General features: G+C 32.5%; 24 protein-coding genes. All 24 read left to right on the top strand.

Annotated features, from left to right (window positions below; translation table 11 throughout):
* The first annotated feature begins 449 nt into the window (after window positions 1–449).
* Window positions 450–1,154 (top strand): LytR/AlgR family response regulator transcription factor, encoded by a 705-nt coding sequence (locus DWV06_RS08345; RefSeq protein ID WP_115481727.1) that lies wholly within the window; start codon window positions 450–452, stop codon window positions 1,152–1,154.
* 9 nt (window positions 1,155–1,163) lie between these two features.
* Complete coding sequence (locus DWV06_RS08340) at window positions 1,164–2,459, top strand: sensor histidine kinase (protein ID WP_115481726.1); 1,296 nt, start codon at window positions 1,164–1,166, stop codon at window positions 2,457–2,459.
* 170 nt (window positions 2,460–2,629) lie between these two features.
* On the top strand, window positions 2,630–4,174 hold the full coding sequence (locus DWV06_RS08335) for a radical SAM/SPASM domain-containing protein (protein ID WP_115481725.1): 1,545 nt from the start codon (window positions 2,630–2,632) through the stop codon (window positions 4,172–4,174).
* A gap of 64 nt (window positions 4,175–4,238) precedes the next feature.
* On the top strand, window positions 4,239–4,448 hold the full coding sequence (locus tag DWV06_RS08330) for a hypothetical protein (protein WP_115481724.1): 210 nt from the start codon (window positions 4,239–4,241) through the stop codon (window positions 4,446–4,448).
* 215 nt (window positions 4,449–4,663) lie between these two features.
* Window positions 4,664–6,451, top strand: a complete 1,788-nt coding sequence (locus DWV06_RS08325) for an ABC transporter ATP-binding protein (protein ID WP_115481723.1) — start codon at window positions 4,664–4,666, stop codon at window positions 6,449–6,451.
* A gap of 93 nt (window positions 6,452–6,544) precedes the next feature.
* On the top strand, window positions 6,545–6,913 hold the full coding sequence (locus DWV06_RS08320; RefSeq protein WP_331463302.1) for a BlaI/MecI/CopY family transcriptional regulator: 369 nt from the start codon (window positions 6,545–6,547) through the stop codon (window positions 6,911–6,913).
* A gap of 5 nt (window positions 6,914–6,918) precedes the next feature.
* Window positions 6,919–8,178, top strand: coding sequence for a M56 family metallopeptidase (locus DWV06_RS08315; RefSeq protein WP_115481721.1), 1,260 nt, complete (start codon window positions 6,919–6,921; stop codon window positions 8,176–8,178).
* A gap of 45 nt (window positions 8,179–8,223) precedes the next feature.
* Window positions 8,224–9,102, top strand: a complete 879-nt coding sequence (locus tag DWV06_RS08310; RefSeq protein ID WP_115481720.1) for an ABC transporter ATP-binding protein — start codon at window positions 8,224–8,226, stop codon at window positions 9,100–9,102.
* A 3-nt stretch (window positions 9,103–9,105) separates the two neighbouring features.
* A complete protein-coding gene (locus tag DWV06_RS08305; RefSeq protein ID WP_115481719.1) occupies window positions 9,106–9,738 on the top strand; it encodes a hypothetical protein in 633 nt (210 codons plus the stop codon).
* 37 nt (window positions 9,739–9,775) lie between these two features.
* Window positions 9,776–10,996, top strand: coding sequence for a hypothetical protein (locus tag DWV06_RS08300; protein WP_115481718.1), 1,221 nt, complete (start codon window positions 9,776–9,778; stop codon window positions 10,994–10,996).
* 13 nt (window positions 10,997–11,009) lie between these two features.
* Window positions 11,010–12,173 carry a hypothetical protein gene (locus DWV06_RS08295; RefSeq protein WP_115481717.1) on the top strand — a complete coding sequence of 388 codons (1,164 nt, stop codon included), beginning with the start codon at window positions 11,010–11,012 and terminating at the stop codon, window positions 12,171–12,173.
* Between the two features lie 39 nt (window positions 12,174–12,212).
* Window positions 12,213–13,415: an insulinase family protein gene (locus tag DWV06_RS08290; protein WP_115481716.1), complete on the top strand. Its 1,203-nt coding sequence runs from the start codon at window positions 12,213–12,215 to the stop codon at window positions 13,413–13,415.
* A gap of 627 nt (window positions 13,416–14,042) precedes the next feature.
* The gene (locus tag DWV06_RS08285) at window positions 14,043–15,401 is read left to right on the top strand and encodes a hypothetical protein (protein ID WP_115481715.1); all 1,359 of its coding nucleotides are present in this window, start codon (window positions 14,043–14,045) and stop codon (window positions 15,399–15,401) included.
* Between the two features lie 354 nt (window positions 15,402–15,755).
* Complete coding sequence (gene frlC, locus DWV06_RS08280) at window positions 15,756–16,586, top strand: fructoselysine 3-epimerase (protein WP_115481714.1); 831 nt, start codon at window positions 15,756–15,758, stop codon at window positions 16,584–16,586.
* A 32-nt stretch (window positions 16,587–16,618) separates the two neighbouring features.
* The gene (locus DWV06_RS08275; RefSeq protein WP_115481713.1) at window positions 16,619–17,968 is read left to right on the top strand and encodes an amino acid permease; all 1,350 of its coding nucleotides are present in this window, start codon (window positions 16,619–16,621) and stop codon (window positions 17,966–17,968) included.
* Window positions 17,969–18,066: 98 nt separating this feature from the next.
* Entirely contained in the window at window positions 18,067–18,789 is a 723-nt protein-coding gene (locus DWV06_RS08270; protein ID WP_115481712.1) for a GntR family transcriptional regulator, read from the top strand.
* A 27-nt stretch (window positions 18,790–18,816) separates the two neighbouring features.
* The gene (gene frlD / locus DWV06_RS08265; protein ID WP_115481711.1) at window positions 18,817–19,602 is read left to right on the top strand and encodes a fructoselysine 6-kinase; all 786 of its coding nucleotides are present in this window, start codon (window positions 18,817–18,819) and stop codon (window positions 19,600–19,602) included.
* Between the two features lie 19 nt (window positions 19,603–19,621).
* Window positions 19,622–20,350, top strand: coding sequence for a GntR family transcriptional regulator (locus DWV06_RS08260; RefSeq protein ID WP_115481710.1), 729 nt, complete (start codon window positions 19,622–19,624; stop codon window positions 20,348–20,350).
* A gap of 20 nt (window positions 20,351–20,370) precedes the next feature.
* Window positions 20,371–21,384, top strand: a complete 1,014-nt coding sequence (locus DWV06_RS08255; RefSeq protein WP_115481709.1) for an SIS domain-containing protein — start codon at window positions 20,371–20,373, stop codon at window positions 21,382–21,384.
* 289 nt (window positions 21,385–21,673) lie between these two features.
* Window positions 21,674–23,593, top strand: coding sequence for a BglG family transcription antiterminator (locus tag DWV06_RS08250; protein WP_115481708.1), 1,920 nt, complete (start codon window positions 21,674–21,676; stop codon window positions 23,591–23,593).
* Between the two features lie 16 nt (window positions 23,594–23,609).
* The gene (locus DWV06_RS08245; protein ID WP_115481707.1) at window positions 23,610–24,068 is read left to right on the top strand and encodes a PTS sugar transporter subunit IIA; all 459 of its coding nucleotides are present in this window, start codon (window positions 23,610–23,612) and stop codon (window positions 24,066–24,068) included.
* Window positions 24,069–24,103: 35 nt separating this feature from the next.
* Window positions 24,104–25,492 (top strand): PTS fructose transporter subunit IIC, encoded by a 1,389-nt coding sequence (locus tag DWV06_RS08240; RefSeq protein WP_115481706.1) that lies wholly within the window; start codon window positions 24,104–24,106, stop codon window positions 25,490–25,492.
* 11 nt (window positions 25,493–25,503) lie between these two features.
* On the top strand, window positions 25,504–25,761 hold the full coding sequence (locus DWV06_RS08235) for an HPr family phosphocarrier protein (RefSeq protein ID WP_115481705.1): 258 nt from the start codon (window positions 25,504–25,506) through the stop codon (window positions 25,759–25,761).
* 131 nt (window positions 25,762–25,892) lie between these two features.
* Window positions 25,893–26,876 carry a mannose-6-phosphate isomerase, class I gene (gene manA, locus DWV06_RS08230; protein WP_115481704.1) on the top strand — a complete coding sequence of 328 codons (984 nt, stop codon included), beginning with the start codon at window positions 25,893–25,895 and terminating at the stop codon, window positions 26,874–26,876.
* Window positions 26,877–26,975 lie beyond the last annotated feature (99 nt).

Here is a 26,975-nt window from a genome sequence, read left to right as displayed (position 1 = left end):
GTTTTTTCACAGCCCCTTTTAGGCTAATTGTCATATTTTCTACCGTCTAGCCATTTGCAGATACAGTGGCAGGCTATACCCGCTATCTAAAATCAAATCTACTGAACTATTTAAAATTTTTATGTCTTCTTTAATCGTTCTCTTAAAAATTTATCAATTACATATTATCTACATATCAACTAACCTTTCATATTAATGTATATATCACATGTGAAAAGCAGCTGGGATTAAGCTTTGACTTTTATTTTAGACAATTGTATAAGCTGATTAAGAAATTTTGATTAATTACTTATTATTTTGTTAATTCATAGAAATACAATTTAAAACTTGATATAATAATTACATTATGTAAATTATTTGAAGATTATTCATAATATAAAGGAACAGTCAATTTGATTCTTTTTTTGAGTGGGAGAAATGAAAATAATAGTAAGGAGTAGGGAGAACATATGAGGAAAATGACAATAGGAATATGCGATGATGAAAAAATATTCATTAATATTTTAAAAAATATGGTTATAGAGTGTTTGAATAAAAGACAAATTGAAGGGCAGATAAAAACATTTGAATCAGGTAAAGAATTAGTTGAAAGTTCTTTTGAATTAGATGTTATTTTTTTGGATATAGAGATGCCGGAATTTGATGGTATTGAAATCGGAAAAATTATTCAACAAAAGAATAGTAATTGTAAAATAATAATGGCAACATGTAGAACTGATCGGTTTAAAGAAGCATTCCAAATTAATGCATTTCGATTTATGACGAAGCCTTTTGAATTTGATGAGTTAGAAGAAATTATAAATGCAGTACAAGCTACTAGAATTGGAACAGATGTAATTGAATTATATAATAATAGAAATCTTTTTAAGATAAAACAAAAAGAGATTCAATATATCAAAACATACGATAGTTATTCTGAATTTGTGACAAAAAGTAAAATATTTAGGAGAGACATAGCATTATGTCAATTGGAAAAAATTTTGGATAATAGAATGTTTTTTCGAATTCATAGAAAAATCATTATAAATATGCTTTGGGTTCAAAAGTATGATAGAGAATATATCATAATTAATAATGTTGAAATGGCAGTAGCAAGACGAAAGAAAAAGAAATTTGAACAAGCTTATATGGAATTTGATGTTACATATAGATAGGGAGAAATTATGGGGGTAATTGTATTAAGTGTAATATTTATCATTGAACTTTTGAAATATTGGTTAAGTACAAGTGTTTATTTTACAGTCGAAATAAGAAAAAAATATGTAGCTATAATCGGGTTTATTTTTTTCTTATTTTTTTTGATTGGTGAAAAAATAAAAGAAGATGGAATATATTTTTTAATGTATAGTATTGTAGCAGTTGTTTTATTTGTTACAATTCAAGAATCGTGGAAACAAAAAATAAAAATTATTTTATTGGATATAGTACTAATTACTTGTTTAGATGAGTTATTAGGAACACTATTAGAAAATGTTTGCAAAAAATTCAGCGAAGTGGTTTTATCATCAGATATAAGTTATTTAATTGGGAGTTCAGGTAGTTTATTTTTAATTATTTTGATTGTTAGTTTAAAGAAAAAGAAACTATTCAGAAATGCAAAGTTGAGACAATTTGCAAAAAATAGTGTTGAAGTATTAATGGCTTTAATGATATTTTTTTTGTTGTTTACTGTTATAGGGCTTAATTGTGCAAAAGAATATGTACATAAAGTAAGGTTTATATTATTTGCGAATATTGTGTGTATTTTTTCATTCTTTAGTATTTATATTTTAACGGGAATAATGATTTATATAAAAAATACGAATAAAAAAATGGAAGAATTACTATGTACTGAACGTAAATTAAAAAACATGCAGTTGAATCATTATAAAATAATGCTTGAAAAAGAAGAAGAAACCAGAAAATATCGCCATGATATGAATAATCATTTGATTTGTCTGAATGAATTGGCTCATAAAGGCAGGATAGATTTAGCTATAGATTATGTAGAATCAATGCAAAATCATTTGAGTGCTGTAGGTAAGAAAGTGTATCAACTGGGGAATGAAATAATAGATGCTATTTTGAATTACTATTTACCAACGCTAGAAGGGCACGTAAAATTAGAGATAGTTGGATATTTTGATGAAGAATTATGTATCAACAACGTGGAACTTTGTACAGTCTTTTCTAATTTGATTCAGAATGCAGTAGAGGAAATAAAACGATGTAAGAGTAAAGAAAAACTTTTAAGGATTGAAGTAAAAACGGGTCTAGAGTATTTAAAAATAGTAATTATAAATAGTATTTCTGCTGATAGTTTAAAAAAGCAAAATTTATTACAGACGAATAAAAAGGATTCTTTAAATCATGGATTTGGTCTGATTAATGTTAATGAAACGATACAAAAGAATGGAGGGAGATTTGAAACTAAAATTTATCATAATACATTTCATGTAAAAGTTTTTTTGAAATTATAGCGATATAACGACTATATATGTATTTATTCGACCGTTTAAGAACTTGTTCGACCGTTCGTGGGCTTATTCTTGAGATCCATAATCTGTTATGCTACTCTGGTTTTAGAAAGAGGAGAACAGATTATGGTTCTTTTAAATTTGAAATAAGAAGCAGATAAGGGAGGATTTCTATGAGCGCTTTAGAAGAAGGGAAACTTTTAACTTTAAATGATTTAATGATAAGAATTTCTGATTATAAAAAACATAAACCGAATCAATCAATTGACTCTATGGGAATGTTTTTTGAAACATCAAATAATATTTATTTTTTTGATACTGGAACAGGTAAGGCTTTAAGAATCGATCATGATTTACATGATTTTTTAAGTCAATTACTATATCGTGATTGCGACGTTGAGGAACTAGAAAAAACTGCGAATCAAAAAGGATTAAATATTTCTGATATTCTTGCTTATATAGAAAAAGAAGATTTGTTCAAAGGAACAACAGGAGAGCAGTTATATAATGATGAGTTTTTAAAAAAGGCAAAAAGAGAAATAGGTTCAAATTGCCGTCAGTTAATATTGGAATTGACAGGAGCCTGTAATCTCAGATGTAAATATTGTATTTATAGTTCTTCGGAAAAAGGATTCAGAGAATTTAATTCTAAGAACATGTCAAAAGAAATTATAAAAAAATCAATCGATTATTTATATGACCATGGAGAGGAAGAAGTTTTTGTAACCTTTTATGGTGGGGAGCCTTTGATTAAGTTTGAGTTAATGAAATATGCAATTGAATATGCAAAAGAACGTTTGGCAAATAGAAAGTTAAATTTTGGGTTTACCACAAATTTGACATTAATGAATAGAGAGATAGCCGCATATCTGGCTCAAATACCAAATTTAAGTATCGTCTGTAGTATAGACGGACCAGAGGATATCCATGATACCAGCAGAGTGTATGTTGATGGTGGAGGAACCTATAAAGATGCGATGGAAGGTTTGAGAATTCTTAAGGAAGAGTTGGACAAGGTGGATGACCCATCAGTAAGTATAAACTTCAATGCAGTATTTATGGTTCCATATGAAAAAGAGAAACTATATAGAATTGATGAGAATTTTCAAAAATTGTGCAGTATCACACAAAATTCAACTTATGATATTACATATCCATCGAGCGGTACAATTCCGGAAGAACTAATGGAATATGCGACGGAAGATACTTCTATGTGGGAATGGATGGAAGAGGAAGCAAAAAAATGCGATGCGATTGAAATGCTGAAACATAAGGGAGTAATGGATTCCTTAACGATAGTACATGATCGTATTTTGACAGAAAAGGCGGCTCCTGTCATTCCAATGAATGCATGTTGTGTTCCGGGCGCAAGACGTCTTTATATTGATACGCAAGGAGATATGTATGTATGTGAAAGAATTAATAAATCGCCTAAGATTGGAAATATATTGAATGGCATTGATATGGAAACAATTTGGACAAAGTATTTTTATGAATATAGCGAACGTTCCATAGAACATTGTGCCAATTGCTGGTCTGCTAAAATGTGTCCGGTTTGTTATGCAGATAGAATGACTACGGATGGAATAGCAGAAAATGCCCATATACATTGTGAAGCATTTAAAGAACAATTGAAAAGACAGTTTTCACTATATTATGAGATGTTAGAAGAAAGTCCGGAAAAATTAAAAATTTTGAATGACGTAATTACAGTGTAAGCCTATTATCTAAATCATAATAGATTTAGTTTTAATAGAAATAAAATACAAGGAGGTGAATATTATGTTTGAAAAAGTAAATCCATATTTGAAAGATGAACTTAGTAAGGAAGCAGTAGCTCATAAGTGTGGTTGCAGATGTGTTTCAGAGAGTAAAACAGTAGGTAATGCTATCAATTTAGGGATTAGTATCAATGGTTGTTATGTGACATGTCGTGGAACTGCTAATCGAAATGCTAATTATAGTGCGGCAAAAAATGACAAGAAATATTAATTAGTAACCACTTAAGTTAAAATTTTACTAAGAGCATTGATCCTCTTTATACTTGATTAGATATAGAGAGGTATAAGAAACGAGAGAAAGGGCGGATAGTTATGAAGGTTTAGTCTTTTCTCTCGTTTTTGTTACAAGTCGAATGCAAATATATTATGTTGATAAGTTAGATAGATTAAAAGTATAAAATGCACAAAAAAGGAGTATAAAACTTAATGGAGAAAATTAAAAGTTTTCAAAATGCAATAGTTCTTTTGTGGAAATCTTCAAAATCGTATTTTATCTTTACGTTTTTATTAAGTGTGCTTTCTTCTATTCCGGAAGTTGTTAATTTAATTGTATGGAAGAAAATATTAGATACCATATATATTTTTTTAACAAAAAATGAGATAGATTATAAATTAATTATTTTATATATTTTGTTTCATTTTATTCTAAAAATGAGCTCTAATGTTTTAGAACGAGTAAATGAATATATTAAAAATATATATTCCCTTAAGGTAGAAAAATATATTACAAATGAAACCATAAACGCAATCGAACTTATGGAATTAGCGGATTTAGAAAATTCTGAGATGCATAATACAATTGAAAAAGCTAATATGGAAGCAAGCGAAAAAATAATGGGCTTATTAAGTAAGTCAGTAGAAGCATTGCAAAATATTACAACATTCATAGGAATGTCAAGTATTTTGCTATCTTTTAGTATAAAGTTATATCTTATTATATTTTTATCTGTAATACCAATGGCATGGTATAGTCAAAAGTATTTTAATAAAATATTTGAAATCTATGATAAAAGAATTGAAAAGATCAGGTATAGAGATGAACTAAAAAGTATGATCAGCAGAAGTGAAGTATTTAAAGAAATTAAACTATTTCATAGCATGTCGTATTTAAAAAAGAAAATAAATGTAATACTAGATGAAATAATAGAGGAAGATAAAAAAACTAAGAAAGAATTAAATATCCAAGGTACGGTATCAGAAATAGTAGAGGTTTTTTTTACGTACATACTAAAAGGTATGATTATTATTTCTGGTATCCTTTCAAAAACCACGATTGGTACAATCAATATGAATATTGATTCTGCGACGAATCTACAAAATTCAATTAGTAATATAATCTTTTTAATGATGTCCATGTATGAAGATTGTTTATATTTAACCAGTTTTTCAGAATTAATGAAATATAAAGAGGAAATTATGAAGTTGAAAGCTTCCAATGATAAAGAATTAATCACAAAGTTTCATATAAAGACAATAGAATTAGTGAACATATGGTTTCAATATACTGAGAATAGTAGCTTTGTAATAAAGGATTTCAGTTTCAAATTTACGGCAGGGAAAACATATGCAATTGTTGGATATAATGGCGGTGGAAAGACAAGTTTAGTCAAAATTATAATGGGATTATATAGACCACAAAAAGGAAGTATTTTAGTGAATGGAAAGGATATTAAGAATTATGATATGGATGCGTATTTAAAACAAGTAAGTGCGGTTTTTCAAGACTTTGTTAAATATCCGTTAACGGTAAGAGAAAATATAGCGATGGGGCATATAGAAGAAATGAATCATGAAGAAAAGATTAAAATTGCGGCGGAGAAAGCTTGCTCGGAATCTTTTATTAATCGTTTACCGAATAAATATGACGAGAAATTGGTTCGAGGTTGGAAAGACAGTTCAGACCTTTCAGTAGGTCAATGGCAGAGAATTGCGATTGCAAGAGCAAATATGAAAAATGGAAATATGGTTATGTTTGATGAGCCATCTGCAGCATTGGATGCTAAAACAGAAAGCAGGATTTTAAATGACATTATGATGGCCAAGAAAGGAAAAATTGGATTCGTAATAACACATAGATTTTTAAATATCAAAAAAGCAGATGAAATCATTGTTCTGAAAGATGGAGTTCTGGATGCATTTGGGCAACACGATGAGCTTTTGGAAAGCAGCAAAATTTATAATGAACTTTATCATGCACAGAAAGAGATGATATAAAATAAATAAAAAATACATATTATGTATTGACTTTTATTTTAGACAAATGTATAATACTAAAAAGTCATTTGTCTAAAAGGAGGCGAAATAAATATGATGAAAAAATTACCAGATACAGAATTTGAGCTTATGAGAGTTGTATGGGAAAATGAACCGCCAATCACAACGAATATTATAATGCAAGCAATAGGGAATGAAAAAGGATGGAAAGTGCCTACGGTATTAACACTGATGAATCGATTGGTGAAAAAGGGTTTTTTAAAAACTGAAAAAAATGGGAAAGAACGCACCTTTTTTCCACTGATAGATAGAGAAGATTATTTGAAATTTGAAACTAATCATTTTCTGAAATTCTACCATGAAAATTCCTTTTTAAGTTTGGTCAGTACTTTATATGATGGTGAAAAATTAAATGAAGATGAATTACAAGAATTAATGAAACTGATTGAAAAAAAGGAGTGATTGATATGTATGATATTATTAACTTATTTATCAAAAACTCTATTACGATGTCTTTGCTTATTTTAGTTTATATGGGAATCAATCGTTTGTTTTCGAAAGACTATAGGGCAAAATGGCGTTATTATTCATGGTTGATTATCATAATTGGCTTAATCATTCCGTTTCGCCCCGAACTTACTATTTCTTTGCATGAGAACAGCAAGATTGCCCAAATCTTTAATATTAAACAGGCAATTCCGGTAAGGATGTCGAATGAAGTAATTACAACAAAAGTAATGAGCCAAGCATCAGTTATTTCTTGGCATTACGTGTTAGCTGTATTGTGGTTATTAGGTTTTCTGACATTTTTAGTTTATCATGTATACAGACATTGGAAATTTGCAGCCCTTGTAAAAAGATGGGGGGAAAGAATTAATGAGCCACAGATAGAAGCTATTCTGCATCAGTTACAGGAAGAGTTAAAAATATCGAAGCTCCCAAAACTAATGGTTTGTACCTGCATTGATAGTCCGATGTTGATCGGTTTCATGAAGCCGGTTATTTTATTGCCAGATATCAATAATTCCTTAGATGAGATTTCATTAATGATAAAGCATGAACTCATTCATTATAAGAGAAAAGATTTATGGTATAAAAGTCTTGTGGTTTTTGTAACTGCTCTTTATTGGTTTCATCCGCTTATGTATTTTATGGCGAAGGAAATATCAATGCAATGTGAAATTTCTTGCGATGAAGAAGTAGTGAAAGGAGCAGGTTTTCCTATAAGACAAAAATATAGTGCCATGATTATAGCATCAATTAAGAAGCAATCCAATATAAAGCAATCTGTATATACAACAAATTTTTATAGCAGAACAAATAAAGCAAAGAACAGAATATTATCTGTCATGAATATGAAAAAGAAAAGACTAGGGCTTGTTAGCAGCAGCTTATTGGTGATTGGCATCATGGTTATGGGGATTCAATTTACCTCCATGAAAATAAATAGCAGTGCGGCTTCTCTAAGCCCGGTAACAGTTGGGCTAGGTGAAAAATTAAACAAATATGAATTAGTTCTCGATTTGTTGAACGAAAATAAAAAAAGTAGTAAAAGTGTAATCGATAATAAAGATAAGGAATATTCGGAGCAGAACATAGTAGCTACAAATATTGTTTATGCTGGTGATACGGCAAATGGAATAACGCAAGGCTCATATGATGGGGTTATGAAAACATGTTATTTATCGTTGAATGACCAACGTATATTATGTTATGGTGGCAAATAGTAGTAAAAGAGAGGTAAGTAAATAAACAATATATGAGGTGAAAAAATGGAATTGAAAGTCAAGAATTTGTATAAATCATATAAGAAAAAAGAAGCTTTAAAAGATATTAGCTTTGAATTGAAAAAAGGAACCTATGGTCTTCTTGGTGAAAATGGAGCTGGAAAGAGTACCTTAATGAGGATTCTTTCCACTGTGGACTTTGCAACAAAAGGCAAAATACAATATGATGGAACGGATATTTTAACATTGGATGAAGAGTATCGAAATTTAATTGGATATATGCCGCAGGATTATAATGTTTATCCGGGATTTACTGCAAAAGACTTTTTAGAATATATGGGAGCTTTGAAGGGAATTCCAAAAGATAAATTAAAAGTGATAATACCTGAGGTGTTAGAGTTTGTCAATTTAGCCGACGTTGCAAAGAAGAAAGTGAAGACTTTTTCAGGAGGTATGAAGCGAAGAATTGGTATTGCGCAGGCAATTATGAATGAACCGAAAATACTGATATTGGATGAACCTACAGCAGGATTAGATCCGAAAGAACGAATCCGTTTTTCGAATATTATCAGTGATATGTCAAAAGAGAAAATTGTTCTATTGTCCACGCATATTGTTTCCGATATTGAAGCGATTGCGAATGAGTTGATTGTAATTAAAAATGGAGAAATCTTAGAAATGGGAGAGATTCCTCAATTAACAGAACATGTTAGGGGAAATGTTTGGGAAACGACAGTGGATCAGGATGCGCTAAAACGATTAAGAAAAGAACGTTCTGTTATCCGTTTAAAACAAACAGCCGGAAAGGTACAAGTGCGTTTTGTGGGAGAACAATACCCTGATATTGAAAATCTATCGGTAGAACCTACTTTAGAAGATTATTATATCGTTACCGGCGGAATGGATCAAAAGGAGGATTATTAAATTATGAGTATAAAAAAGAGTTTTATGTTAGGGATTATATGTTTGTTATTATTTATGATAAGTGGCTGTGCTACACAAAAAGAGAACAATAATAAGGATGCTTCCGTAGGAAATTCCTTAGAAAATAAAAGGGAAACAGAAAACTCCCAGTCAATAAAAGAAGAGAAGGAACAGTCTGGTGACAATGATACCAAAGTAAAAAAGGAAACGCAACCAAAAGATGATAAAGAATTAGAAAAGTCATTGGCAGCTTATCGTAAAAAAAGAGAAAAAATGACGACAGAGAAGAATGGTATAATTACTGCTGGTGCTCCAGATGAGGAAGAGTATGGAATTGATACTAGCGCTCAGCCAAGGTTTGATACGAGAGAAGAGAGAAAAGCGTTTGAAGCTGCCAGCGAGTATCTGACAGATAAGCTTGGCATAGAAGAAGAAGCTCTAAATAACTGCATTGATCCAAGAATTTTTCAAATTTATAAGGATAAGGATAAAGGAGTTGCAAAGGGATATGAAAATGACAATATTTTTGTCTGCGAGTATTGTGATAATGGAACTTGGCAATATATGATTCTGGTAAGAGATTCGAAAGAAGATCCCTGGAAGGTGATTCATCATGGGGATAGTTACAAGGAATAATCCAAGTAATTGATTCACTTAAGTTTGGAGGACAGAAATGAAAGAATTGATAAAATTTGAGTATCGAAAAATATGGAATAAAGTCACGATTGCGGCTATTGTAGCCATGTGTATTATTTCTACGTTATATGCGCTTATTTATTTGAATCTTCAGTGGAATACGATTGATAAGAACGGAAACATCGTCAGCGGATTAAAATCTTATCGTGCATTGAAAGAAGCGTCGAAAGAAACGGAAGGGATATTGGATAATAACTATATTCAAAAATTAAAAAAAAAATATAACGCTAGTTTCGATAAAAAATACTTAGAGGAGCATCCGGGATATTTAGGGACTGGGGGAATGACAAAATATATGGTACCTAATTATTTCATAAATTTTGCTTATTATGGTGTTGATATGTCCAATGGAAATGACAAAATTGGATTGGATTATAAGTTTTTAAATTCTGAGGAAAGTTTTTATCAAAAATATAGGGAAACGCTCAAAGAGTACTTTGTATTATCTAATGAGTGGAATGGACTGGCTCCATATACAGAGGAACAGATTAATGTTCTTGAGAAAAAAATAGAGAATGTAAAAACCCCTGTTCGTGTAGAGTATTTTCAGGGACTGGCAAATCTTACGTGTTATTACGAAATGGAATATCCGCTTATCTTTGTCGTCTTAGCCTTTGCGCTTGCTGCTTTGTATTCCAAAGACAGTAAAAGCGGCATAAATGAATTAAGCCTTTCTTCTAGGCTGGGCAGGAAAAAGAACATCCGGGCAAGATGGATAGCGGGAAATCTTTTTACGGTAGTGGTGTATTTTATCTTTATTGGAACGCTTCTCGCGGAGCATGGTATCATGGCAAGCTTACATGGCTGGAATGGGTCTGCACAGACGTTCTATTTTGGGTGTCTTTACAATATAAATATTGGTACAGGGATACTGATTCAGTTTATCGGAGGTTTATTTGGAGCACTTGTTATGGCAAATTTTGTAATGCTTCTATCCATGAAAACCAAGAATGCCAAATTTACAACAGTAGGTGCTATTGTAGCTGTATGGCTGCTTTTGAAGGGACAGGGAACTTATAGTCAGATTAAGTTATTAAATCCACTGCAGTTTAAAACTTCGGAATTAATTGAAGAGTATTTGTTTCTTGGAAAGACTGCGATTCCATATTTTATTGTAGTGTTAGTCCTGGCGATTTTCTATATTAGTATTTTCCTTTGCTTTATGAGAAAGTCTGATAAAAAGTATTATTTAAACTAGGCAGGTGATAAGATTGAAGGAGATTATAAAGATAGAAAGAAAAAGGATTTTAAATAAAAAGTTTCTTATCTTATTTTTTGTGGTGTTACTTTTGTTTTCTGTGAATAACAGTTATTACGCGGTAAAAAATTATGATGTTTTGAATAATACGGGTGTAGTGCAAACCTGGAAAGAGAATTTAACGCATGGGAAAGAAAATACCAAGGTAAAATTCTTGAAAGAAGACTATTTATTATCACTGAAAAATAAAGAAGAATCTTCATCTTATGTGGATGAAACAAACTTGGAAGACTTAGTGGCAATGAATTATGATGGAAAAAAGGTACAGGATTTATCAGATAAGGAAATAAAAAGTTTCTATTCAAAACGTCTGTCCAATATTCAGGAAATGCTGGATGATAGTTCTAGAATAAACTATACGAAATCAGAGAAAGAGAAGATGATGGAACAAGCCGGACAGCTTTCTTCGCCAATCCCAATGGATTATGCGGAAGGCTGGAAGGTATTGAATGAGAATATGAGAAAGTTTATGCCTCTCTTGCTTGTTCTGATTGCACTTATTTTACTTCCTCTTTTTGGCAGTGAACCGCAAACCAAAATGAAAGACCTATACCGGTCTACCCGATACGGGAAAAAGAAATTAGACCGTGCAAGGCTAATTACCGCATTTATGGTAGGAATCGTATTATATTTGTTTGGTGTTATGCTATATACGATTGTTATGATGACACCTTTTGGATGGGAGGGAGGCAGCCAGCCTATCCAGAGCAATGCAGCCACGTTTTTTTCGGTCTATAACATTACTTATATACAGCAAATCGGTATTAATGTTCTTATTGGATTATTGGCAATGATTTTCTTAATTGCACTTACTTTGCTTTTGACTATATTGACAGAAGGAGTAATGACAGGAGCAGTGATAATTATATTCTTCTGGATATTATTATTACTATTTGATCAGATACCACTCTATCCTGTCAATCATCTTTTTGCTAATTTTATGCCATTAAGGATGACAGATTTTTTACATTATTATACGGAAAATGATATATATAGAATCATGGGAAATAGTTTTACCGGTTTAAGCTGGACTGCTCTTGTATCTGCAGTGTTGTCTATTTTATTATTAATTTTAGCAGTAGTATTTTCGGATATGAAACGCATGAAGAAACTGTAGACAATAAAACATATATGAATTGGTAAAGGATAAGTAGATATGAAAAACGAGAAGATTATGTTTGCAGGAGAAGAAAACAATTGTATGCCATTTGTATGTCAATATATTGTTCGCAAAGGAAGCAATGATGATCCGTTAGAGAAAAATGGCGTAGCACATTTGATAGAACACTACTTAATTAATAACTCATATTATAATAGTTTATTTGAAGGAATCAAAATCCATGGATTTACAAGTTTTTATTATACTTGTTATTATTGGTATGTTTCTACGGAAAAGGAGGTAAAAATTTCATTCCAAGAATTTGACCAAATAATAAATCATATAAAAAAGAAAAATGGATATAACAAAGAAGCTTTTATTGCGTCAAAGAAAGAAATTTTGGATGAAATAGATTTTAATCAAGATAAAACTAATAAGCTTATTGAACTGTTATCCGTATTGGCTGACAACAATAATGAAATCTTATTACCGATTGGAAATGCAGAACACATTAGGCAAATGGAACATAGTGGTGTTGTTGAGTATTTAAATATGAATTATAATCATTTCAATTCTTACAAATACGTTTATAACAGGAAAAACGAAATTTTTGTCTTAAATGAATTTGAGCTAAGGAGATTACATTTATCTAAGAATATTATAGTAGAAAAGAACGCTATAAATGAGTATAAATTTGAAAACATCAAGATTCCAAGATTTCTTCATAAATTGGAAAATAATGATGTAAAAATTATTATTAAGAATAATTTTTACAAATCCCTTTATGAAATCATTTTAGGCGAAATATTTTTAATGCAGGTATGTAACTACTTGAGCAGAGAATTGAAGCTTAGTGATTATATTACATATGAGAAATTTTTCATTCGAGAGGATCAATTATATTTTATGATTACGATTAGTGAAATGGATTCAATTAAATATAAGGATTTTATTCAAGTGGAAAATTTTGATGAATGCAGCAAAATCCTAAATGAAATTATGGAAATTAATAGTTTTAAACAAATATTAGATTCTATTATAAACTATTTCATAAATTTTAATCAAGCCGAAATTAACGAAAAGGATATAAGAATGGATTTAATAAATTATTCTGCACTGGGATATAGTTCGTATTGTTTAGTGAATCAAAAATCAGATTTAGTTGAGATGCTAAAAGGTTTACAATATCAGGAATATTATGAATATATACTTAAAAAAGTAGGAGCATTAAATAAAAATAGTATTAAAATAATTTACTAATATTATAGGTTTCTCTCTTTCGTTTTCTTTTATGGTTTCCAAGATACAAGAAAATAAAAGAGAGAAATTTTTTGCGTTTGCATCTCAAATAGACGTGTAAATTAACATGTTTGTTTGGATTGATTAAGTATTGAAAGAGCTAACTATAGGAAGTTAATTTATCTTACAAAGAATGGAAGAGGAGAATATGCCATTATTAAATTCAGGAATTGGATGAACTGGTAGCATCTAAAAAACTAGTAGCAGCTTTAGAAAAGGGAGAACGCTCAGCAAGGTTGGTTATCAGCCGATCAAGTTGAAGCTAAAAGTAGTTACAATCTTGAATGAGAAACAGGATTTTATGCAAATACTATTTGGGATAAATTCAACTAATGAAACAAAAGAATAATGGAAAGAAAATTTAAGTATACAGTTTTTAAAACTACAAATATAATCTTAACCATTGCAGGGCAGTTACAATAAGTGACTGCCCCATTTGTATCATTTTAGGTATATTAAAATGTTATTAAATTATTTTCAACAATTTGAATGTTAATTTTCTGTCAAGATGGTTGAAAAGTCAAAATAGAATGTTATATAGAGGAGGTATCAATTTATAATTTAACTTTTTCAAAAGGAGGAATTTTCATGAAGAAAAGGAAAGTAATTACGACGACAATCGTAATGCTGATGGCACTGGCGGCAACACTTTCGCCTAAACATGTTGTAGTAGTAAATGCAGCACAAACAACTGAAAATGTGTCAGAGCTTACAGGAATTGAACATACAGAAGATAATAAATTTTCAATAAAAGATACTACAGCTCAGATGAATGATGTTTTTAACCACATATCCGTGAATAATGAAAACAAGAGCAAACTTAGAGAGTCTGGACATACTACACCTGATACAGCTATATACCTGGACAGCTCTTATTTAAGTAAATTAATCACAGATAGTGCGAGCGATACAGAAAATTGGTATTATTTCAATATGAGTAGTAAAAACAAGATATCAGTAATTTTGGAGCAGCCTTCTGATGGTGATTATGATATTTATTTGTATCAATATAAAGAGGATGGAACCTTATCTTTGATATCATATTCAATATATGGCGGATCCTCTATGGAGAATCTTAGTGCAGTTGGTGAAGCAGGTTACTACTTTTTAAGAGTAGTACCAGTAAAAGCAGCTGCCAATGAAAATGTAACCTATCGTTTTATGATTGCTCCGATTGCTACCTACGATAGTTGTGAACCTGATGATATCCCAGATTTTGCAACTGAGTATACCGATTACATAAATACAAACAATACAATCGATAATGGATACGATGAGGATTGGTCAAAATTAACTGTATCAAGCGATGGTACATATTTGGTCTCCTTATCAAATATACCAGCAGAAAGTACATATAACATCTATATATATGATGCATCGTTTAACGGTCTTGGTAATATGTCTTGTTCGGCAAATAAATCAGGTTCGATAAGTTTAGGGACAGGCTCATATTATATCTGTGTAGCAAGTGAAAAAGGTTTTAATGCTGCGGCTTCATATAACTTGAAGGTTTTGAAAAGAAAAGATTCCAACTCTAATATTATTTATACAAAAACAGGACAATTTGTTGAAATGACACATGGAACTTTGTATGTAAATGGTAATGCGGTTAATATGAATTGGAAATATCATTATACAGCTAATTATAGAAGGATACAGGATGTAGAAACAAATGCCAAAACTTCATTTTATCCTGGATACTTGAAAAATGGTACATATAATGGACCGCAAAGTGTATCATCAAAAGATTGTATCCAGGTTCTAATGAATAATTTTAAATATACATATTTTTGTAGTTTAGGATATGATTTTAGATATTTAACATTTGGAGATAATGATTATGCCATTTTTTATGTAGATGCAGTAACAGGAAAAGTGATAGATACTAATATTAATTATTACTTTGTTGAGTTAAATATGCCACAAAAATTTACTGAATTTAAATAGATAGTAGTTTTAAAAAGGCTGAGTTAATTTCAATCAAGAAATAGCTCAGCTTTTTCTTGGTTTAAACATAAATAAGTGCAATTAAATATCATACCAATTTGTTTTTGGATTTATAAAAATAATGACATAAGATTTTGAGTAAGATTTAAGTACTTTAATTAGTTCATTTAGAACAATAGCTCAGTCTAAAAATGTGCAATACCAACAAAAATACAAAACAATATACAATAAATTTAGAAATAATGTTGACAATGTATCCGCTTGGTGTTATTTTAAAGTGGTACAATATAATTAACAACATGTATATACAAAACGTGATAAAAAAAGAAGTTTAAGAAGAAAGGAGAGAATGAAATGTTATTGGGAATGTTTACATCAGGCTATCAAAGAAATCCACTGGAACATTGTTTTGAAGATGCAAAACGTTTTGGATATGATTTTATTGAGTTATGGGGCGGGCGGCCTCATGCTTATGCACCGGATTTAAAGGCAGGCGAAATTGAAGAAGTCAAAAGACTGATTGATAAGTACGAGATGCCAGTGCTTGGATATACACCGGAGCATAATGCTTATCCATACAATTTCATGATTGGCACTGAACTGCAAAGACAAGATGCAGTTGCATATCTAAAAATCTGTCTGGATATGGCAAAAGAAATGAATTCGGAATTTATGTTGATTTCAACTGCCCATGCAGGTTATTTGGCAACTTACGAGGAAATATGGGAGCGTTTGCGAACGACCATAAGGGAATTGACGGATTATGCAGAAAAAACCGGGGTGAAACTAATCGTAGAACCACTGACGCCTTATGAGACCAATGTTATCAAAAACGCGAATGACTTGATGGAATTATTCAAACAGATTGATTCCCCTTTTTTGGTTGGAATGTGTGATATTGTAGCACCTTTTGTACAACATGAAAGCATTATGGCTTACATAGAAAAACTAGGAAAGAAAATTCACCATATGCATATCATTGATGGCGAACAAGGGACAGAAAATCATATTGTTCCGGGTGATGGAGCCATACCGCTGCCGGAGCTTTTTAAAGAATTAAAAGAATCAGGATATGAAAAAACAGTAACCCTAGAGCTTGTGACAGGATACATCAATGAACCCAGATTGTATACAAGAAGAGTCATTGATACGATACGTAAGTATATGAAAGAAGCCGGTTTTTAATATAAAAACACAGAAGAATAGGAGAGATGAGTATGTCAAAGGAACACAATCAAACCGTATTAAAACGTAAACTTGGATTGGGTGCAGTAATTGCTTTGGGAGTGGGAACAACAGTTGGATCTGGTATTTTTTCTTCGTTAGGAGAAGTAGCAGGTGCAGCTGGCAGCAGTTTGTTTTTGGTGTTGGCATTTTTGATTGGAGGAATTGTACAAATCCCGGCGAACTTTTGCTATGCTGAACTTGCCAGTGCTTTTCCGGAAGATGGAGGGCCGTATATTTATTTCAGGGAAGCAGGTTCGCGACCGTTAGCTTTTCTGTGTGGTTGGATTAGTTTTTGGGCAACAGATCCTCCATCAATTTCGATTATGGCATTGGCAATTGCAAATTATCTAGCATTTTTTATTCCGGTCCATGGTTTATTTCTGAGAATGGTAGCAGTAGTTTTTGTTTTAATTTTTATGACTGTACACATTCGTTCTGTAGAGGGTGGTGGAAAATTTCAAACTATAATAACAGCATTAAAAGTAATTCCATTTGTTTTAATAATCGGGATAGGAATATTTTTTATGAAAGGTGAATTATTTGTTTCCGCAACTCCGATTACAGGAATTGCTGCGACAGGGATCACAGCACTTTTAGCAGGTGTTTCAGCTACTACGTGGTCATTCGATGGTATGGGTGCAGCTTGTTATATGACGGGTGAAATTAAGGAACCTGAAAAAAATATGCCTAAAGGTCTAATTTTAACAGCTTTTATTGTACTTGCATTATACGTTGGGCTTACCTTAACAGCTTCCGGACTTTTAGCGGTAGATGAACTGGCTACTTCGGAAGCACCAATTGCTTTGCTTGCATCTAAGATTCCTTTAATAGGTAATTACGCTGGTACGGTTGTCGCAATCATGGCTGTAATTGTTGTAATAGGATCACTTTCTAGTTGTATCATGTTTCAACCTAGGATTGAGTATGCAATGGCAAAAGACGGCCTGTTTTTTAAATCCTTTGCTAAAGTACATAAAAAATATGAAACACCATATTTTTCAATTATTGTACAATGTGCTGTTGCAATCATATTGATATTTGCTACATCTCTTTCAGATCTTTTGGGTTATTTTACATTGGTTGCGTTACTGAAGAATTTCTTAACATTTGGAACTATATTAGTATTAAGAAACAAACCAAACTATAAGCCAAGCTATAGGATGCCTGCTAGAACATTTATGGTTGTAATTGCTATGCTTATGACAGGAACTCTTATTTGGTCTACCTTTTTATGGGCTCCAATTGCAGGAATAGCATGTGCCGTAATAGCAATTGCTACAGGGCTTCCAGTATATTATTTCTGGGAAAATAGAAATAAAAAAGAACAAAATAAACAGTAAAAATTACATTTGTAGTGAGGTAAGATTGACACTTTATGACGGATGACTTAAGATTTAAGTAGAGAAAAATCAAAATTTAGAAGAAAAGGGTATCTGTCATGGGAATGGAGAAACAAAAACCTCGCGAAGAAGCAATGGAAAGAATTGAAAATTATATTTTAGAAAATAAATTAAAACCAGATGATAAATTGCCTTCAGAAAGAAGTATGTGCATGATGTGGGAGTTAAACCGTACTACTCTGCGAAGTGCAATCAGGCAGTTGACTTTAGAGGGAAAGATTTACAGTAAAAATGGATCTGGAACCTATGTGTCAAAAAAGAAACTAATGAAAAATCTACAAGATGTAGAAGGATTTTATCAGACAGCATTGAAAGCAGGACGGGAAATTTCAACCAAAGTAATCAGTGTTGAAGTTTGTGAAACTTCAAAAGGAATTGGGCAAAAAATGGAGCTTCCACTAGGACACAAGCTCTTGCGTGTGATTCGTATCCGGTTTCTTGATGAGTATCCGGTAATGTATGAGACGACCTATTTGGATTACGAACGTTTTCCGCAGTTGGACGAGCATATAAATGAGAATTCATCACTGTATGAAATATTGGGGGAAACTTATCATTTGGTTATAACAGGTGGTAAAGAAAAATTGAGCATTGCATACTGTGATGAAAAAGAAGCGTGTTATCTTCAAGTGAAGGAAGGTGATCCGGTTATTTATCAATCCGGTATTGCAGTTGATGATGAAGGTAAGATTTTTGAATACTTTAAATCGATTACCCGTTCAGAGTATGTCTGCTTCGCGAGTGAACTGAAAAGGCTCTGAGCGGATGATCGTAAGGAGGGACTTACGATGAAATTAGCAGCAGTTGGAGATAATTGCATGGATGTTTACGATGAGATAGGAGAAGCTTATCCGGGAGGAAATCCCGTAAACGTTGCGGTATATTTTGTACGGCTTGGAGGATGCGCTTCTTATACAGGAGCAGTGGGTACAGATCAATATGGCAGGTTGATGGCAGATGCAGTATCTGCAAAAGGTGTAGATACTTCCCATATTCATTTTTCAAAAGGTAATACAGCGATCACTCATGTGGAGCTTATTGATGGAGAACGTATTTTTGGTGATTATGATGAGGGGGTTCTTGCTGATTTTAAATTATCAGCAGAAGATTTGGAATTTCTCTGTCAGCATGATTTGGTAGTATCAGGATTGTGGGGTAAGGTGGAAAACGATCTGGAAGCAATTAGGAAAAGAGGAGTAAAGGTTGCTTTTGATGCCGCAACAAGACCGGACGATGCTGCTTCTATTACGGCTATTCCTCATGTTAATTATTTGTTTTTTGCAACAGATGACGGAGAAACAGAACAGCTGAGGGAGAAAATGAAAGAAATATATAGGAAGGGTCCCGAACTTGTGATAGCGACATTAGGAGAAAAGGGAAGTATTGTATTTAATGGAAATGAATTTGAGCGATTTGGAATTGTTCCATGTAATGTAGTAGACACCATGGGAGCAGGTGACAGTTATATTGCCGGATTTTTAAAAGGGATCTTAGAAGGAAAAGCAATCAAAGAATGTATGGAAATGGGAGCTTCCAATTCCAGCATTACATTGGAATACAGGGGAGCATGGTAATAGAGGAAGGAGATTTACGTTGAAAAAGACAACTGAAATAGATTATCAATCCTCCATATATTTACAATTAAGGGAGGTCATACGAAATAAAATAGAGGAGGGAGAATACCTACCCGGAACAGCAATCCCTTCTGAAAATACATTGGCGGACACGTATGGGATTAACAGGCTTACGGTTCGAAATGCAATTGATGTACTTGTGAATGAAGGTTTATTAAAACGGGTACAGGGAAAAGGCGTTTATGTCATGACACCGATTGAACGTGATCTAGAAGTACTTGGTGGTTTTTCACAGACTATGACAGATAAAAACCTTCAGCCGAAGAAGAAAATTTTGCAAAAAGGACAGCGTTTAGCTGGGAGAAAATATGCCGAAATATTTGGAATTGGGGAAGAAGACAGTTTGTATTATATAAAACGTTTGGATTATGCAGAGGATGAAGCGATTGCATTGCAGGAAATCTTTATACCATATAATCTTGTACCAAAGGTGGAAGGTATTGATCTTTCTGTATTCAGTATGTTCGAGATATATAAATTTTATGGAATCAATCCGATAAGGGCATGGCAGACCTTGGATTTAGTACGTTTAACGCAGGCGGATGCGAGACTTCTAGATATTACGAAAGAGCAGACCGTATTTCTTTTTTCCTGCCTCACATATGATGAAGATGAAAGAGTCATAGAATATTCAAGATCTTATACAAGAGGAGATAAGTGTAATTTTACAGTACATTTTCATAAATAGTACAGATAGGAGTAAAAGATATGATAAAATTCGAAGAACAAAAACAAATAGATAATGTGAAAGGAGCCCTAATGCTCCGTTCTCAAATTGAAAAAGCAGTGGACAAAATCCAAAAGGAAGGATTTGATGGAATCTATTTTATGGGAATAGGAGGTACATGGGCATCTGGTATGCAGGTAGAAGTATATATGAGAGGAAAAAGTGCAATACCTGTGTATGTAGAAAATGCAGCAGAGTTCATTACGACTGGAAATAAACGATTTACAGATAAATCAGTTGTTATCTTTTCGTCGGTGACCGGAAATACGGTAGAAATGATCGATGCTGTTAAAAAAGCCAAAGAGATAGGTGCAAAAGTATTTGGATTTATTGATGTAGAAAATTCTTTCCTTGCAAAGTTGTGCGATATTTGCATTTCATATCCGATGAATGAACAGTTGAAATTTTTTATGGTTGCAAATCGGTTAATGTATCATAATGGTGAGTTTCCGGAATATGATGAATATAATCTTGAAATGGAAAAATTTCTCCCCCAAGCCTTGGTTGAAGTAGAAAAGGAAGTGGATCAGTGGGCAGCTGATTATGCAAAGGAAAAATACCGTTATTGTAAGGAGCATCCGGATATGCCGCACTATTTTATCGGTGCAGGGAACCATTGGGGAGCGACCTATTCTTATGCTATGTGCTATTGGGAAGAACAACTTTGGATTAGAACCAAATCAATAACATCCGCAGAGTTTTTTCATGGTATGTTGGAAATTATTGAGGCAGAAACACCAGTGACTTTATTCATTGGAGAAGATGAACAGCGTCCGCTGTCTGAGAGGGTAGCGTCATTCTTATCAAAGGTATGTAAAAATTATACAGTCATTGATACCAAAGATTATAAGCTGGAAGGAATCCGGCCTGAATTTAGAAGTTCGATTTCTCACTTGGTCATGCATGCTGTAAATAATCGCGTAGATGCTCATATGGAAGATGAATTCAAACATCCTATGGTAATACGCCGTTATTATAGGCAGTTTGATTATTAGATTGTTTTCTTTTATTTAATTTAATACTATTTTACTGAAAAACTAGAAAAAGAATAAAGAGTGGTTGTCTCGTTTGTTATGAGCAGCCACTTTTTTTGTATGACTGAAAAAGTGTGGAAAATGTATAACTAGATGTTTGAAATTATATTTGACTCGTAAATATATTAGTAGATACTAACAAATAATATATAAATAAACACAAAAAAATAATAAATATAACAAGAAAATTGTAAAAAAGTATGTTTTACTATATTTGAAATAATAGTATGATTTAGACAAGAAAGGAGATATGATGATTAGAATTACGAACAGGCAATCAAAGATTTTGGATTATCTTTATAATTATAAAAAAAGTAATTTAAAACAACTATGTCAAAAGTTAAATGTCTCATCTCAGACCTTAAAGGTGGAATTGCAAAATCTAAAAGAAATTTTTGATACATATAAAATAAAGATTTCGATTAAAAAGAATGGAGATTTTTTAATTACTGGAAGTAGAGAACGATTTATTGAATTGATTTGGGAGGCTAAAAATTGCTTGGAGTTTTCTGCTGAAAATAGGATTCTACTACTATTAATAGTATCAGATGAATTTATGACTTTACAGGATATTGCAGATTCATTGTTTATGAGCAAATCTTATATTGAAAAACAAATGCCCGAAGTGTTAAAAAAATTTAAAGATAAAATTGTTACAGTAAGACATTACGGGATTAAGTACGATGCGTCTCAGTTCGACAGAAGGACAGATTTTGTAAAATTATTATTTCCATATATATCTGGGATAGACTTTGAGAATGAAATAAAAAGTTTCAATAATTTACATTTTCCTATCATGGAATATATGGATGAAACCTATATAAAAAAGGCTGAAAGTTTTGTAAAAGAAATTCAAGGCTGGTGTGGTTTACACTTTGCGGATATTTGGTTACGACAGTTTTTTTTAGTGGTATTCTTTACAATTTGGAATGTAGATAAAAATAATCCGGAATATGTTGATGAAGGTTATTTAGATCAGGTTAAAGTGAATAAAAATTTTATAGATTATATGGAAATGCTTCAGCTAATGAATGAAAAATATAATCTCAAATTAGTGGAAAAAGAAATAAGATATCTTGCTTATTATATTATTATTTCCATGAAAAATGAAGGAATTGTTCTAGAGACACTTGAAAAAGAGGTTAAGCATTATGTTAGCGAAATATTAGAGGAGACTAGGAAACAGTATTCCATAAATCTCTTTCATGATGAAGAATTTATAAGAAGACTGACTATGCATATATATATGCTTGTATTAAGAGGCAGTAAGATCAGTGTAGAAATTAATTGGAGTGGTGCAAATATTCGAAAACAATATCCACTAGGGTTTGAACTGGCAGTTTTGGCTACGGATGTTATTAGCAGTCATACAGGAAAAAGATTAAATAATAGTGAAATTGATTATTTGCTTTTACATTTTCAAATAGCATTGGAACACCTAAAAATTGATAGTAGAAAAATTAATGCGATAGTTATCTGCCATTATGGGATGGCTGCAGCAGAACTGATCAAGACAAAGGTAGGACGAAAGTTTCCGGAGATTAGTATAACGAAAGTATTATCTTTGCAACAATATTTGGAGAGCGAAGATACAGATTATGAATTGATATTATCTACAGAGAAAATACCGGATACAGACAAAGAAGTGATTTATGTTGATGCAGTTTTGGAAGAATATGAATTAGAAAGAATAGCAAAATTCGTGGAACATAAATGTATTGGAAATATGCTGATGATGAAATTACTGGAAGCGGAAATTGTTCATTTGGATGAATATGAAAGCAAGGAACAGATTATAGAAGGGTTGACAGACTTGTTGATTAAACGGGGATATGTAACTGCCGAATACAAGGAAAGCGTTTTAAAACGAGAAGAATTATCTTCTACTAATATGAATCAAATTGCATTGCCGCATGGGGATCCGTGTTTTGTCAAAGAGTCGAAACTGTTGATAGGAAGAAGAAAGATACCGCTTGAGTGGGGAGACAGTTATGTTGATGATGTCTTTATTTTTGCTTTTTCAAAAGCAATGATATGTGATCATCCACACCTTTTTTCAGATTTTTATAGAAAACTTGCCACACCGGGTGTGGAGGAAAGAATCATGCAGATTCGTGAATTGGATGATGAAGAATTTAAAAAGATGGTTGTAATGATTTTTATGGACTAGAGGAGGAACTAGAATTATGTTGAAAGATATGTTAAAACCAGAGTTTGTGTTTACAAACGTTGATGTAGAAGGCAATGAAAAAAGTCAGGCAATGAAAAAAATCAGTATACTATGCTCTGAACATTCAGATATAGATACAGATGAATTATTTTCTGCTTTTATAGCAAGAGAAGAAATGGATTCCACAGGTTTTGGTAGTGGAGTGGCAATACCTCATGCAAAGATTAAAGGTTTAACTTCACCGATGGTGGCAGTGATAAAATTCAAACAGGAAATTGATTGGGAAGCGATCGATGACCAACCAGTTAAGGTTGCTATTGCATTGGTGATGCCAAACAGCGATGAAGATAATACACATTTACAGGTAATATCCAGATTTGCACGTTTACTTGTTAATGACGAATTTGTTAATAACCTGAAAGGTTCAACGGATTCTGAAGAGTTATACAATTTTATTATTAAAGAAGTAGTTTGAAAACAAATTAGTTGAGTTATGAAGGAGGAAGGTAAATGAAAATTATTGGTGTAACGAAATGTCCAACGGGGATCGCGCATACATATATGGCAGCAGAAAAGCTTGAAAAAGCGGGACAGGCTCTCGGGTTTGATGTAAAAATTGAAACACAGGGTTCTCAAGGGACAGAAAACAAATTAACAGCAGAGGAAATTAAAGCAGCAGATTATGTCGTTATCTGTGCAGATGTAGCGATTGATGAAAAGGAAAGATTTAATGGGAAAAAAGTGCTATCAATCCCCATTAAGAATTCTATTAAAGATCCACAAGGAGTATTAAAATCACTTCTAGAGACTGCCAAAACTCAGGGTGGTGAAGTAGTTGGTGAGAAAAATCAAAGTGGTTCAGATTTGGTAAAACAGCTTATGAATGGTGCTTCACATATGATTCCATTTGTAGTAGTAGGAGGTCTTTTCATTGCATTGGCAATTGCACTTGGTGGTGAAGCGACTTCAAAAGGTATGGTAGTCAGCAGTAAGTTTTGGTCAACAGTAAATGCAATTGGGGCTCAGGCATTTTCACTTATGTATCCTATTTTAGCAGGATTTATTGCATATTCTATTTCAGGGAGAGCTTCGCTTGCACCGGCTATGATCAGTGCAATGGTAGCAGTTAATCCGGAAATTCTTGGTACAAGTGCAGGAACGGGATTTCTGGGATGTATCCTTTGTGGTTTTGCAGCGGGTTATTTTGTGAAATGGGTCAATACCTGGAAAGTTCCAAAAGCAATCAAACCAGTCATGCCAATTTTTGTAATTCCGCTTTTAGGAACAAGTATTATTTCAGCAGCGTTTATATTAATACTCGGAAATCCGATATCTTGGCTGATGGAAGCGTTAAACGCATTACTTACTATGTTATCTGAAAACCCAACAACAGCAATACCCCTTGGTATAGTACTTGGAACAATGATTGCTCTTGATATGGGCGGTCCTGTTAATAAAGTAGCATTCTTGTTCGGGGTAGCGTCTATCACTGCTGGAAGTCCGGAAATTATGGGAATTGTAGCAGCGGCAATTCCGGTACCACCATTAGCAACCGGTCTGGCAACATTTATTGGAAAGAAAGTATTTACAGAAGAAGAGCAAGCTTCCGGTTTGTCAGCGTTTTTAATGGGGTTAATCGGTATTACAGAAGGAGCGATTCCTTTTGCCAGTGCAGATCCGAAGAGAGTATTGCCATCCATGATTGTTGGTTCTGCAGTAGCGGGTGCATTGGCATCTATTCTTAAAATTACAGATGTTGTTCCACATGGTGGCCCAATTGTAGGTGTTTTGGGAGCAACTAACAATATATTACAGTTCTTTCTATGTATAGCAGTAGGTACAGTAATTGCGGCATTTTTACTTGTTTCGTTAAAGAAGAAAGCTGCAAAACAGGTATAAGGAGACCAACTATGAAAAGTTTTACTTATAAAATTAAGGATATGCAGGGAATTCATGCAAGACCTGCAGGACAGCTTGCAAAAGAAGCAGCCAGATATGCAAGTACTATTACATTAAAAAAAGGCGAAAATGAAGTTGATGTACGAAAATTGATTGCAGTTATGGGACTCTGTATCAAAAAGGACGAAACAATTACCGTTATTGTTGAGGGTGAAGATGAAAAAGATGCTTTAAAAGATATCAGAGAATTTTTTGAGCAAAATTTATAAGTAACGATACAGGAGTGCATAGGCGTGAGCCAAAAAGAAACGAGAGGTTATGCTATTGCAGGACCTCTTATTTTTTTTTGCCTTTTTTAAGAAAATTGAAAGAAATTACAGAGATTATTTTGGAGGAAATTATGAATAAACAAAAAGATATTATTGTTTTAGAACCAGTACTAACAAATAAAATATGGGGAGGCACTAAATTGAAGGAAGAATATGGATATCAGGCAGAGGGGAATCATATAGGAGAGTGTTGGGGAATTGCAGCACATCCTAATGGCGATTGCGTAATTAAGAGTAAGAATATGGAAGGAATGAAATTGTCTCAAATATGGAAAGAATACCCGGAATTGTTTGGACGGTCAAAAAGAACAGAAGAAATATTTCCACTGTTAATTAAAATTATTGATGCAAAGCAAGACTTAAGTATTCAGGTACATCCGGATGATGATTATGCGAAAAGGTGGGAAAATGGTTCTTTAGGGAAGACGGAATGTTGGTATATACTTGATTGTCAAAAGGATGCATCTATCATTATAGGACATCATGCAAAAACAAAGGAAGAATTATCAAAATTAATTCAGAATGGAAAATGGAAAGAATTGTTACAGGAAATACCGGTTCATAAGGGAGATTTTATACAGATCAATCCTGGTACAATACATGCAATCAAAGGCGGTATCATGCTTTTGGAGACACAGCAGAACAGTGATGTTACCTATCGGCTATATGATTATGATAGGATTTCTAATGGGAAACCAAGACAGTTACATATTAAGAAAAGCATAGATACGATTACGGTACCTACTGAACCACTAGGTTCCTTAGTTAAGAAAACAAGAGGTTTTGTAAAAAATAAATTAAATAAGCTTTATAGGTGTCAATATTATGATGTTTTTTGTTTAGAGGTGATAGGATTTTGCACAGTGGAACAAAGATATCCGTTTCTATTGGTTAGTGTTGTGGAAGGGGGTGGATTTATTAATTCAATAGGAGTGAAAAAAGGTAATCATCTTATTTTGCCATACAATTATGGAGAAATAAACTTTGAGGGAGAGATGAAGATTATTGCATCGACTAGCTATGATGATACAACTGCTAATGTCTTTTGGGAATAGTATGATAAAACCCAGTAAGTGGATTGAATTACATCTTCACATAATCTTCAGATAATGAACATTATTACAACAGACTGACTCGTATAATTAGAAGTGTAA

Origin of the sequence: Anaerosacchariphilus polymeriproducens (assembly GCF_003363435.1) — a bacterium.
Classification (GTDB): Bacteria; Bacillota; Clostridia; order Lachnospirales; family Lachnospiraceae; genus Anaerosacchariphilus; species Anaerosacchariphilus polymeriproducens.
The sequence above is the reverse complement of the archived record's forward strand: the minus strand, read 5'-3'. Positions and strand labels throughout refer to the sequence as shown.

Excerpts from the sequence above, each read along its gene's own strand:
- DWV06_RS08345 (WP_115481727.1), top strand. The coding sequence starts at position 450 with ATGAGGAAAATGACAATAGGAATATGCGATGATGAAAAAATATTCATT.
- DWV06_RS08275 (WP_115481713.1), top strand. The coding sequence starts at position 16,619 with ATGTCAAAGGAACACAATCAAACCGTATTAAAACGTAAACTTGGATTG.
- DWV06_RS08300 (WP_115481718.1), top strand. The coding sequence starts at position 9,776 with ATGAAAGAATTGATAAAATTTGAGTATCGAAAAATATGGAATAAAGTC.
- DWV06_RS08235 (WP_115481705.1), top strand. The coding sequence starts at position 25,504 with ATGAAAAGTTTTACTTATAAAATTAAGGATATGCAGGGAATTCATGCA.
- DWV06_RS08340 (WP_115481726.1), top strand. The coding sequence starts at position 1,164 with ATGGGGGTAATTGTATTAAGTGTAATATTTATCATTGAACTTTTGAAA.
- DWV06_RS08325 (WP_115481723.1), top strand. The coding sequence starts at position 4,664 with ATGGAGAAAATTAAAAGTTTTCAAAATGCAATAGTTCTTTTGTGGAAA.
- frlD (WP_115481711.1), top strand. The coding sequence starts at position 18,817 with ATGAAATTAGCAGCAGTTGGAGATAATTGCATGGATGTTTACGATGAG.
- DWV06_RS08320 (WP_331463302.1), top strand. The coding sequence starts at position 6,545 with ATGATGAAAAAATTACCAGATACAGAATTTGAGCTTATGAGAGTTGTA.
- DWV06_RS08255 (WP_115481709.1), top strand. The coding sequence starts at position 20,371 with ATGATAAAATTCGAAGAACAAAAACAAATAGATAATGTGAAAGGAGCC.
- frlC (WP_115481714.1), top strand. The coding sequence starts at position 15,756 with ATGTTATTGGGAATGTTTACATCAGGCTATCAAAGAAATCCACTGGAA.
- DWV06_RS08245 (WP_115481707.1), top strand. The coding sequence starts at position 23,610 with ATGTTGAAAGATATGTTAAAACCAGAGTTTGTGTTTACAAACGTTGAT.
- DWV06_RS08240 (WP_115481706.1), top strand. The coding sequence starts at position 24,104 with ATGAAAATTATTGGTGTAACGAAATGTCCAACGGGGATCGCGCATACA.
- manA (WP_115481704.1), top strand. The coding sequence starts at position 25,893 with ATGAATAAACAAAAAGATATTATTGTTTTAGAACCAGTACTAACAAAT.
- DWV06_RS08285 (WP_115481715.1), top strand. The coding sequence starts at position 14,043 with ATGAAGAAAAGGAAAGTAATTACGACGACAATCGTAATGCTGATGGCA.
- DWV06_RS08305 (WP_115481719.1), top strand. The coding sequence starts at position 9,106 with ATGAGTATAAAAAAGAGTTTTATGTTAGGGATTATATGTTTGTTATTA.
- DWV06_RS08290 (WP_115481716.1), top strand. The coding sequence starts at position 12,213 with ATGAAAAACGAGAAGATTATGTTTGCAGGAGAAGAAAACAATTGTATG.
- DWV06_RS08270 (WP_115481712.1), top strand. The coding sequence starts at position 18,067 with ATGGGAATGGAGAAACAAAAACCTCGCGAAGAAGCAATGGAAAGAATT.
- DWV06_RS08335 (WP_115481725.1), top strand. The coding sequence starts at position 2,630 with ATGAGCGCTTTAGAAGAAGGGAAACTTTTAACTTTAAATGATTTAATG.
- DWV06_RS08310 (WP_115481720.1), top strand. The coding sequence starts at position 8,224 with ATGGAATTGAAAGTCAAGAATTTGTATAAATCATATAAGAAAAAAGAA.
- DWV06_RS08315 (WP_115481721.1), top strand. The coding sequence starts at position 6,919 with ATGTATGATATTATTAACTTATTTATCAAAAACTCTATTACGATGTCT.
- DWV06_RS08250 (WP_115481708.1), top strand. The coding sequence starts at position 21,674 with ATGATGATTAGAATTACGAACAGGCAATCAAAGATTTTGGATTATCTT.
- DWV06_RS08330 (WP_115481724.1), top strand. The coding sequence starts at position 4,239 with ATGTTTGAAAAAGTAAATCCATATTTGAAAGATGAACTTAGTAAGGAA.